This is a genomic window from Vreelandella sp. L-15 (genome assembly GCF_056857635.1).
The window spans coordinates 1-8,208 of sequence record NZ_JBSXNN010000032.1; the positions used below are offsets into that span (position 1 = coordinate 1).

Annotated in this window: 17 protein-coding genes and 2 pseudogenes; 2 read left to right on the forward strand and 17 right to left on the reverse strand. The window is 52.8% G+C overall.

Features of this window, described 5'->3' with window-relative positions:
- The 5 genes and pseudogenes from AC13CY_RS03480 to AC13CY_RS03500 form a co-directional block, all read right to left on the reverse strand.
- Positions 1–270 (reverse strand): helix-turn-helix domain-containing protein (locus AC13CY_RS03480; RefSeq protein WP_483052291.1); only part of this gene is annotated, 270 nt, incomplete at its 3' end.
- A 106-nt stretch (positions 271–376) separates the two neighbouring features.
- A pseudogene (locus tag AC13CY_RS03485) lies at positions 377–695 on the reverse strand (aspartate/glutamate racemase family protein); the annotation flags it as partial.
- 89 nt (positions 696–784) lie between these two features.
- A complete protein-coding gene (locus AC13CY_RS03490; RefSeq protein WP_089675732.1) occupies positions 785–1,273 on the reverse strand; it encodes a hypothetical protein in 489 nt (162 codons plus the stop codon).
- Positions 1,274–1,423: 150 nt separating this feature from the next.
- Positions 1,424–2,077: a DsbA family oxidoreductase gene (locus AC13CY_RS03495; protein ID WP_273424854.1), complete on the reverse strand. Its 654-nt coding sequence runs from the start codon at positions 2,075–2,077 to the stop codon at positions 1,424–1,426.
- Between the two features lie 28 nt (positions 2,078–2,105).
- Positions 2,106–2,453: pseudogene (locus AC13CY_RS03500) on the reverse strand (MBL fold metallo-hydrolase); the annotation flags it as partial.
- A gap of 123 nt (positions 2,454–2,576) precedes the next feature.
- On the opposite strand from AC13CY_RS03500, the gene AC13CY_RS03505 reads away from it, so the two are divergent.
- On the forward strand, positions 2,577–2,822 hold the full coding sequence (locus AC13CY_RS03505) for a type II toxin-antitoxin system CcdA family antitoxin (protein WP_172515451.1): 246 nt from the start codon (positions 2,577–2,579) through the stop codon (positions 2,820–2,822).
- Positions 2,822–3,139 (forward strand): CcdB family protein, encoded by a 318-nt coding sequence (locus tag AC13CY_RS03510; RefSeq protein ID WP_062373121.1) that lies wholly within the window; start codon positions 2,822–2,824, stop codon positions 3,137–3,139. The genes AC13CY_RS03505 and AC13CY_RS03510 overlap by 1 nt, the downstream gene beginning before the upstream one ends.
- A 69-nt stretch (positions 3,140–3,208) precedes the next feature.
- Here the strand turns inward: AC13CY_RS03510 and AC13CY_RS03515 are convergent, their stop codons facing one another.
- From AC13CY_RS03515 to AC13CY_RS03570, 12 genes are all read right to left on the reverse strand, one after another.
- Complete coding sequence (locus AC13CY_RS03515; RefSeq protein ID WP_269474860.1) at positions 3,209–3,373, reverse strand: type II toxin-antitoxin system CcdA family antitoxin; 165 nt, start codon at positions 3,371–3,373, stop codon at positions 3,209–3,211.
- Complete coding sequence (locus tag AC13CY_RS03520; protein WP_062373125.1) at positions 3,336–3,635, reverse strand: type II toxin-antitoxin system RelE/ParE family toxin; 300 nt, start codon at positions 3,633–3,635, stop codon at positions 3,336–3,338. The genes AC13CY_RS03515 and AC13CY_RS03520 overlap by 38 nt, the downstream gene beginning before the upstream one ends.
- On the reverse strand, positions 3,636–3,905 hold the full coding sequence (locus tag AC13CY_RS03525; protein ID WP_213262743.1) for a type II toxin-antitoxin system prevent-host-death family antitoxin: 270 nt from the start codon (positions 3,903–3,905) through the stop codon (positions 3,636–3,638).
- Positions 3,906–4,041: 136 nt separating this feature from the next.
- Complete coding sequence (locus tag AC13CY_RS03530) at positions 4,042–4,344, reverse strand: type II toxin-antitoxin system RelE/ParE family toxin (protein ID WP_054641811.1); 303 nt, start codon at positions 4,342–4,344, stop codon at positions 4,042–4,044.
- Positions 4,332–4,589 (reverse strand): type II toxin-antitoxin system Phd/YefM family antitoxin, encoded by a 258-nt coding sequence (locus tag AC13CY_RS03535; protein WP_022992576.1) that lies wholly within the window; start codon positions 4,587–4,589, stop codon positions 4,332–4,334. Before AC13CY_RS03535 ends, AC13CY_RS03530 begins: the two co-directional genes overlap by 13 nt.
- Before the next feature lie 178 nt (positions 4,590–4,767).
- Positions 4,768–5,064, reverse strand: a complete 297-nt coding sequence (locus tag AC13CY_RS03540; RefSeq protein WP_054641812.1) for a hypothetical protein — start codon at positions 5,062–5,064, stop codon at positions 4,768–4,770.
- Positions 5,065–5,151: 87 nt separating this feature from the next.
- The gene (locus AC13CY_RS03545) at positions 5,152–5,466 is read right to left on the reverse strand and encodes a HigA family addiction module antitoxin (RefSeq protein WP_008174257.1); all 315 of its coding nucleotides are present in this window, start codon (positions 5,464–5,466) and stop codon (positions 5,152–5,154) included.
- Positions 5,467–5,480: 14 nt separating this feature from the next.
- Positions 5,481–5,762, reverse strand: coding sequence for a type II toxin-antitoxin system RelE/ParE family toxin (locus tag AC13CY_RS03550; RefSeq protein ID WP_054641815.1), 282 nt, complete (start codon positions 5,760–5,762; stop codon positions 5,481–5,483).
- A 138-nt stretch (positions 5,763–5,900) separates the two neighbouring features.
- Positions 5,901–6,188, reverse strand: a complete 288-nt coding sequence (locus AC13CY_RS03555; RefSeq protein WP_036148342.1) for a HigA family addiction module antitoxin — start codon at positions 6,186–6,188, stop codon at positions 5,901–5,903.
- A gap of 10 nt (positions 6,189–6,198) precedes the next feature.
- A complete protein-coding gene (locus tag AC13CY_RS03560) occupies positions 6,199–6,477 on the reverse strand; it encodes a type II toxin-antitoxin system RelE/ParE family toxin (protein ID WP_008174254.1) in 279 nt (92 codons plus the stop codon).
- Positions 6,478–7,085: 608 nt separating this feature from the next.
- Entirely contained in the window at positions 7,086–7,403 is a 318-nt protein-coding gene (locus AC13CY_RS03565) for an antibiotic biosynthesis monooxygenase family protein (RefSeq protein ID WP_483052292.1), read from the reverse strand.
- Positions 7,404–7,499: 96 nt separating this feature from the next.
- Positions 7,500–8,057, reverse strand: a complete 558-nt coding sequence (locus AC13CY_RS03570) for a hypothetical protein (RefSeq protein ID WP_483052293.1) — start codon at positions 8,055–8,057, stop codon at positions 7,500–7,502.
- Positions 8,058–8,208: the final 151 nt, after the last annotated feature.

Genomic DNA, 8,208 nt, shown 5'->3' on the forward strand with positions numbered 1-8,208 from the left:
GAACGCACTTTGTTGATGGCGCAAGCATTGTTGCAGTGGCACCGAACTAACCTCGGCTAGAAAGGCGGTGTCCGGCTGCTTCTTTAACTGTGTTAGGAACGCGCTGGCATCGTTATAGCCGATCTTTTCCTGACGCTGATAAAACGCGTCGGTGCGATAGCGCAGCACCGCGTTCCAGACAAACCGCACGCACCCAAACGTCCGCGCCAGCAAGGCTGCTTGCTCAGGCGTGGGATAGAAGCGGTATTGGTAGGCGCGTTCGGCTTTCATTCTTTACACTTTAGACGAAATATTGTAAGGATGCAAAACACAAGGCGTCCTGGCGGACGCCGCGCTATCCATCCTCGCACTAAAAGTACGAGGTTTTCCGCGCTAACTGATAAAACGCCTGTTCCATGGTAAACCGCGTGCCCAGCAAACCTACGCAGGCAATGCCCTGGCGTTGCAGCACCTGGGCCGTGGCATCGGCGATATGCAATAGCGGAATGGAGACCGCCGCTGCCAATATCTCGGCAGTCGCCTGCCAGTTACCCTGATGCTGCAGCGCCTCTATCTCGGCAAAATCCGCGCTGTACAGCACCACCCTGGCAGAGTGCAGCCCGCCCAGCGGCCGTGCGCACATGCTGGTTGACGAGGCGGTAGTAGGTTTGAGTGGACTCCCAGCTCATGCCGCCGATCAAGCCGATGGTTTTCATGGATGCACTTCCACCTTCTGGTCACAAGAAAGAGAGTGTATTGCGAAGGCAGCAGACAAGGCTCCGGACTCTATCAGAGGCTCACATGCTTACCGCCATCCGGCACTTCGCAGTTTTAACAGTAGCGCCCATAACCGGCTGCCCCCCGCTGAGCTTAAAAGCAAAACGGCTCCCACGACCACAGAAGTCCCCCCACGCCCTAACAAGTAAGCGCTAGCGTTTGGCCGCTGTTGCGCGAGAAACTCCCCCAACAGCACCGTGCCAGCAGCGATAAAATAAATACCCATGAGCGCTGTCCCCACCGCCATGCAGGCCCGGGGGCTTACCAATACACCTGCCCCTTGCGGCACCAGCCATCGGCTCAATGCCTCACGCCACAGAATAAGACTCAGCCCGATCAGAGTATTGCTAAAAAAATGCACAAACTGAGCCATCAATACGCTTGAAGAAATGTCCTCTTGGCCAGCCAGAGCGATCAACAGAGAAACGGCGGCATCCGGTAGTGGACGTAGTGCCATCCATAACCCCAATAGCGCCAACAAACTAGCCATCAGCGGGCGCACTTGCATCCTTTGCATCATGACTCCCTTACTCGTTGCATTGTTGGTTGTGAAAGCTCCATCTGGCTACTCCAGATCTCCGGTAAACACGACTGTCAGCCAGCAGCGCAGACCTTCGTCGCCCACCGGATCCCGATACCACATACTTCAGGCAGCGCTTTTCACACATTAGCCGCTGGCGTTCTCTTCAGCCACCTGACGCAGCGCATCGACCAGCACATCGGTGGGCTGGGCGCCGGAAATCAGGTAGCGGCCATCGAGAATAAATGCAGGCACGGCACTGACGCCCATGTCCATAAAGCGCTGCTCGGCTTCACGCACTTCTTCGGTGTACTGATCGGAGCGAGCGATGGCCTCGGCGGTGTCGCCATCCAGCCCCACCTCGATAGCTTTTTCGCGAAGCACCAAGGGGGCGGCGGGATTTTTCGCCTCACCGAAGTAGGCCTCGAACAGCGCCAGTTGAAGCGCCGTTTCCTGATGCTGCGTGCCGGCCCAGGCCAGCACACGGTGCGCGGTGAAGGTGTTGTTCGCTCGGCGCTCCAGCGCGCCACGGAAATTCAGGCCAAGCGCTTCGGCGGCAGCCATGATCTCGCGCTGGGACTGTTCCATGGTGGCCGCGTCCTTGCCGTACTTGCGGCATAGATGCTCCAGAATCGGCTCGCCCTCGGGCGGCATGTCCCGATTCAGTTCGAAAGGCTGCCAGACCAGCTCGACGTCGATCTCGCCCTTGAGTGTCTCTAACGCCTGCTCCAAGCGTCGGTAGCCAATGGCGCACCACGGGCAGGCCACATCAGATACTAGGTCGATTCTTACCTTTTGCATGGGGTATCTCCTTTGGGTTCATTCATCTGAATTCCAGCGCGAAGAGCAGGCAAAGCTGGGTGACCGCACAGGTGGCTTCCAGCCAGGTTTGGATACCCTTGGGGGCCACAAGGGGCAGCGGCGCCGTGCGCCCACCCATGGCCGCACTGGCCAGAATGCCCGGCAGCCCGTAGCAGTGGTCGCCGTGCACATGGGTAATCAAAATGGCCTTCAGCGAATGAAACGTCAGCTTGGTGTGCAACACCTGATGCTGCGTGCCCTCGCCACAATCGACCAGATACCAACCCTTGCCCTTGCTTTCATGCAAAGCGACGCCAGACACGTTTCTTGTTTTGGTTGGGACTCCGGCGGAGGTGCCGAGGAAGAGTAGGTTCATATCTGATTGACGAGTCAACAATGAGCTTGAAGGGATGGCGTTCGAAGCAACGAGGCATGCTTGAATGCGCATTTCCATGCGCATAAAATCAGACTATACATCAAGAGCCACCAGGAGGCGACGATGGCCGAACTCTACGATGCAGCCGCACCCAAAAAAGCAGCGAATCTCTCCATCAATAGCGACCTGCTGCGCAGGACACGTGAATTGAACATTAACCTGTCTGCCACCCTGGAGCGAGCGCTGAAAGAAGAGCTTTCCCAATGCGAAGCGCAGCGATGGGTCGAAGAAAATCGAGCTGCGATAAAAAGTTATAACGATTTTGTCGAACGACACGGATGCTTTGGCGACGAATTCAGGGAGTTTTAATGGCACAATTCGACGTATACCCCAACCCAAGCAAAACCAGCAAAGCGCACTACCCCTACCTTGTGGATGTTCAAAGCAGTTTGCTAAGCGAACTGACCACCCGCATCGTCATCCCGCTGGGAAACCGTTCCGCCTTCGGCAACGACACCATGCAAGGACTCACTCCTGAAATCAGCTTTGGCGATCAGGCGCTATTGCTGTTAACGCCACAGATTTCGTCGGTGCCTGAAAAACATCTACGGAATCCCATCGGCTCTCTCTCGCATGTTAGAGACCTAATTATCGGGGCTCTGGACCTGGCGATCACCGGCTTTTAACACTGGCAGGATGCGGCAACCTCATGGAGGCAAAGCCATCATGTTAGACGCTCATGCCGAAGCGGGCCATCAGAATTGACGGTGCCGCGCGAGAGGCAAACCGTTAGCTTCAACGTATGCGTTCGAACTTGCCAGAGCTTTGGCATTCTCTTTCAGCCACTTCTCCTGTTTATGCCGTTTCACAGCCTCCGCAATGTTATGTTTCGTTTGCTGGTAATTCGAGCTGCCTCTCACTCCGCCAGACTCGTATAAGCAGAACCTCTTTAGCCTGCCTGAGATAGACAACTCGAAACGGCGCGTGAATCAATTCACGAATATGATCCATGTTGAATTCAGGAACAACTCGGCCAGCATCCGGGTGGATTTGAAGCATTTCACAGTGCTCTAGGATAGCAGCCACGAAATCATCACCGATATGTGGCACATCCTGCTCTTTGTAATACTCCTGAATAGCCTGTAAGTCCTCGAGAGCAGACTGTGCTAAGCGTAGTTCCATTTACTTGATACCCAACGTTTTCTTGGCGTCCTCCAACGATACGGTGTTGCCCTCGCGAACATCCATAAGCCCCCCCGCCACCGCCTTTACAAACCTCAATTCCTCTGCGGTTCTCTCATAATCCTCGAGCCCCTGAACAACAGCTATGCCGCGGCCACGGCTGGTGAGCAGGATTGGACGATGCGTGTCCTGCGCTCGACCAACCACCTTTCCGGGATTGATTTTAAGGTCTGATAGAGGAATGACATCCTCGGAAAATTTCACTTGCATAGTGATTACCCAGCCAACGATTTGGTGCCATTAATAGCACCAGTTAACAGGTGCAGTAAAGAAACATAACGCCGAAGCGCACCGGTAACTTTGACGTAGCGAAGCGGAGACAAAGGCATCCCAGTGACGCGCCTGGTTAGCTGTTCCCAAGCATGTACGCCCGAAGCTGTCGCTCCTCTCGCATAACATAGAGAATGAGAACTCGCTGATCATCCTCACGATAAAAAATGCGACACGGTGGAACCACTACCTCCCTGTATACTGAATTAGGGAGTTCTGGAGGAATCCGTCCGGATTGGGGAAAATCTTCCAAACGCTCGGTCTTATCGAAAACTTCCTGGACCAGATGACTTGCGGCAACAGGATTATCCAGAGCAATGTACTCAGCTATGGCATCCAGTTCTTGAAGGGCAGGCTCCGTCCAGATTACTTCAGCCATTTACTCATTTTCTCCCTGGCCTCACTTTGGCTGTACGTTCTTCCCTCAAGTACAGCACGCTCTCCCCGTGATAGCCCCTCAAGCAGCTCAAGTCGGCGCTGCATAAACTCATAATCCTGCACATCGACAAGATATGCCGATGGCTGACCATGCTCCGTGATCAGTATCGGCTCCTTAGACAAGTGCAGATCTGCCAGAATCTTTGTGGCTTGGCGCTTGAGGTTCGTAACAAGCTCAACTTTCATGGGCTCACCCTAAATCAGACTAATAGTGACACTATAGTATCACTCTTCAGGTGGGGCAATCACAGCTAACGCGAAACTAAGCGGTGCCCTGACAAGGGCATCCGGTGGACGGCCGTCAGGCCGGGAACGTACTTGAGCGACTGGTTAGCACTGCTCAACTAAATACCTGTGACCCAAGTCAAAATGGTATTCCGTTCTCATCTTCTGTTTCACTTGATTCCGTAGACGGCTCAGAACCAAAAAGATCGTCTTCAATCGGCATCAGCTCCCATAGCTCGTTCTGGTGGAGCCATACCGGATCAGCATTCTCCTCAATGAACTGGTCTACAGGCATGCCATCCACAGTTGGTGGCCGCTTTATTCTGGCTTGCTTACCGTTCATAAAGACCCACTGGTACTTCCTTTGCCGATCTGCTTGCGCGGCTTTCTTTGCACTCTTTTGGGCCGGAGTGAGCTGTTTCTTAACTTTTGCCATAGCTAAACTTTTTGGTGCTAACGCCCACCATCACCGGTGACAAAACCAGAGCGAAGCGGAGGTTTTGGCATCCGGTGCATGGCTTGGTTATGCAGCATGTAGCGGCTTGATTCGATCCACTTCTTCCTTGACCGACTGCGCAGCAGTCCAAAGATCAACAGACCGCTGTGCGTTCAGCCAGAATTCTGGCGAGTTACCAAACAAACGCGCAAGCCTGAGCGCCATTTCAGGGCTGACAGCACGGCGTTCCCGCAATAGTTCATTCACTGACTGACGAGAGACACCCAAAGATTCGGCCAACCCCGAAACCGTCAGACCATAGTCCGGAAGAAAGTCTTCCCTCAGCATTTCGCCAGGATGAGTCGGTTTGCGCTGCATGCCAGCAGTATTAAGAATAGCCATGGTCATCACCTCACTCAGTGGTAGTCACACACTTCGACTTCATACGCATCGCCACCTTCAAAACGAAAACAGATACGCCACTGATCATTGATTGAAATTGCGTGCTGCCCCTGCCTGTTTCCCGACAGTGGGTGAAGGCGATTGCCGGGCGGCACTTTCAAATCCTCAAGCTGTACGGCCAGATCCACGTATTCAAGTTTTCTAGCGGCTCTCGGTGCAACATCCGCAGGAAATTTCTTTGACTTGCCCTTGGCGTAGAGTTCTTGGGTTCGTTTGTCAGCGAAGGATTTGATCATGAAACAAAGTGTATTTCGTCACGTGACGCTTGTCAACGAGACGAAGGAATGACTGCATAACGCCCGCCATCACCGGTGACAGAACCGCAGCGAAGCGGAGGTTTTGGCATCCGGTGCATGGCCTGGTTATGTGCTGCCTCAGGCTGCAACAAGCTTCTTCACGTTGAGCTCTTTGCGATGTTGTTCAGCATGCCAAAGTTCATATTGGGACTGCTGATTTAGCCAGCTTTCTGCCGAGGTATCGAAAGCGATAGAGAGCCGGATCGCCATTTCTGGACTAATGCCGGCCTTGCCATTCAACACGGCACTCAGCGTTTTGCGGCTAACGCCCAATGCCTCTGCTGCTGCTGTGACAGAAAGGCCAAGGGGCTCAAGACAAAGCTCTCGCAGCACTTCACCCGGGTGCGGAGGGTTGTGCATTAACATTGGCGGTACCTCAGTGATAATCTTCGTAGTTCACAATCTCGGCATCTCCGTCTTCGAACCGGAAGGTCACTCGCCAGTTACCGCTGACGGTCACTGACCAGATTCCGGCACGATTGCCAGAGAGCTCATGCAAGCGAAGACCGGGTAAGTCCATATCTTTGGCATTCGATGCTGCATTCAATCTACCGAGAATTAGCCGAAGCCTCTTTTCATGAGCGGCCTGAATCCCTGCAGTACTGCCGGACTTGAAGAATTTTGCCAAGCCCTTGTGTTTGAAGCTTCGAATCATTCCTTGAATGTACCCTGTAACGTATCAGGTGTCAAAGCGCATAACGCCGAAGCACAGCGGCGACCTTGGAGTGGCGACAAAGGAGCCACGGAAAGGGCGTCCGGCGGCCATCGGCCGCGAACTGCTGCGCCTTGTTAAGTTTTGGATGCCTTGGGGCTGACCGAAGCCAACCCCAAGGACTTTAGCTGAGGCTTTGGCAAATAACAGCAATTGTAAAAACGAATCCTGAAAGGGCTGTAATTACGCTTGCTACATTCACCTTCACCTCGATTGCGATATGCATCTTCATGACAATACACCAGAATTTGCAGTCTCGCAGGCCTGCGCGACTACATAAAACATGTGGCCGTGCTTTGGTGGTTACTGATTTACTGGTCGGAAGAGCTGGTTGCGAAATCCAGGATTCTCCAGACACAGGTCATTGGCCACCTAACGGAGCGTTTGCCAACGCTCCGGGGAGGGATTCAGGATCAGAGTTCACTCTCGCAAAGTGAGTATTCTGCGCCTGAGCCTCCCAAACTTGAAAAACTTAACGCTGAAATAAGCGGCGGCCCGTCAGGGACGTCCGGTGGACGGCCGCTAGGCCGGGAACGTACTTAATTGACTGGTTAAATGCCGTACTCACGCTCTACCCTCGCAATACGAACCCGAAAGGTGGAGTACCATTTTTGGTGGCCAAGTCGCTGAGCTTCTCGGTGCTCGGCGTTCTTTTTCCAATTGGTGATCGACTCCAAGCTTTCCCAATAGGATACGGTGATACCCAAATCCTCGCGCACAGACTCCATACCCAAGAAGCCCGGTTGGGTTGCAGCCAACTCAACCATTCTGTCCGCCATTTCCCCGTAGCCATTGTCGCCTTCGGTGCGATGGCTACTGAAAATGACCGCGTAATACGGCGACTCAGGGGTTTTGGCTATCTCTGACATAGATCCCTCTAGGCATTTAACGCTTGCAGTTGCGGCGAGTACGAAGCGGAGCGTAGTACTCGTCCGACAACCTGCATTTGTTAGGAACGGTGAAGGCTATTCCAAAATGTTCATAAAGTCCCAGTTATCATAAAACTGGCTTATGTCTCTGCTTCCCAGATCAAATTGGTTATTAGCGAAAGCCTCTTTATCCTTTTTCTTCATTCCCCGACCCTCAATGCAACGCTCATTATGCTCATTGTCAAAAAGCCACGGGTAGATATGGTAATTTTTTCTCACTCCGTGAATTTCAATCAACCTCGCCAATAGCTGTTTTGGCGGGATATTAATGAACACAGGCTTCGATTTACGCTCGTGTGAAATTAAAATTATGCTCCAGATATCAGCTGGGGAGTTTTCAAGAGCGGAATGACTAAAAACAAACCAGCCACCCGCTATCAGGTTTTTCTCAAACGAAGATTCTGCAAAGGCTGGCCGGTAATCTTTAGACATTTTTACCTGAATAGATACAGTGCCTTTTACTGGCTCCTTAGTTACTAAAAAATCAATTCCTGTATCTTTCGCAGGAATCCAAAGGCGGGCAGCTGGGTAGTTTTTCTCAATAAACTCACCGAAAACATACTCGCCAGCGTGAATTGTGAACAATGGTTTCATAGTATTATTTCCTAACGCCGGTGGTAATGGGCGCCAACGGAGCGCAGCGTAGTTGGCGTCCCGTTGACCACTTGGTTATGCATGTTCCGGCCACATCCCATCCATCATCACTGGGTAGGTGATTGGCTTGTAGTGGGTAAATTCAATGTCT

Coding starts and splice junctions, on each gene's coding strand:
- AC13CY_RS03490 (WP_089675732.1), bottom strand. CDS start 1,273: ATGCAAAGGATGCAAGTGCGCCCGCTGATGGCTAGTTTGTTGGCGCTA.
- AC13CY_RS03495 (WP_273424854.1), bottom strand. CDS start 2,077: ATGCAAAAGGTAAGAATCGACCTAGTATCTGATGTGGCCTGCCCGTGG.
- AC13CY_RS03505 (WP_172515451.1), top strand. CDS start 2,577: ATGGCCGAACTCTACGATGCAGCCGCACCCAAAAAAGCAGCGAATCTC.
- AC13CY_RS03510 (WP_062373121.1), top strand. CDS start 2,822: ATGGCACAATTCGACGTATACCCCAACCCAAGCAAAACCAGCAAAGCG.
- AC13CY_RS03520 (WP_062373125.1), bottom strand. CDS start 3,635: ATGGAACTACGCTTAGCACAGTCTGCTCTCGAGGACTTACAGGCTATT.
- AC13CY_RS03525 (WP_213262743.1), bottom strand. CDS start 3,905: ATGCAAGTGAAATTTTCCGAGGATGTCATTCCTCTATCAGACCTTAAA.
- AC13CY_RS03530 (WP_054641811.1), bottom strand. CDS start 4,344: ATGGCTGAAGTAATCTGGACGGAGCCTGCCCTTCAAGAACTGGATGCC.
- AC13CY_RS03535 (WP_022992576.1), bottom strand. CDS start 4,589: ATGAAAGTTGAGCTTGTTACGAACCTCAAGCGCCAAGCCACAAAGATT.
- AC13CY_RS03540 (WP_054641812.1), bottom strand. CDS start 5,064: ATGGCAAAAGTTAAGAAACAGCTCACTCCGGCCCAAAAGAGTGCAAAG.
- AC13CY_RS03545 (WP_008174257.1), bottom strand. CDS start 5,466: ATGGCTATTCTTAATACTGCTGGCATGCAGCGCAAACCGACTCATCCT.
- AC13CY_RS03550 (WP_054641815.1), bottom strand. CDS start 5,762: ATGATCAAATCCTTCGCTGACAAACGAACCCAAGAACTCTACGCCAAG.
- AC13CY_RS03555 (WP_036148342.1), bottom strand. CDS start 6,188: ATGTTAATGCACAACCCTCCGCACCCGGGTGAAGTGCTGCGAGAGCTT.
- AC13CY_RS03560 (WP_008174254.1), bottom strand. CDS start 6,477: ATGATTCGAAGCTTCAAACACAAGGGCTTGGCAAAATTCTTCAAGTCC.
- AC13CY_RS03565 (WP_483052292.1), bottom strand. CDS start 7,403: ATGTCAGAGATAGCCAAAACCCCTGAGTCGCCGTATTACGCGGTCATT.
- AC13CY_RS03570 (WP_483052293.1), bottom strand. CDS start 8,057: ATGAAACCATTGTTCACAATTCACGCTGGCGAGTATGTTTTCGGTGAG.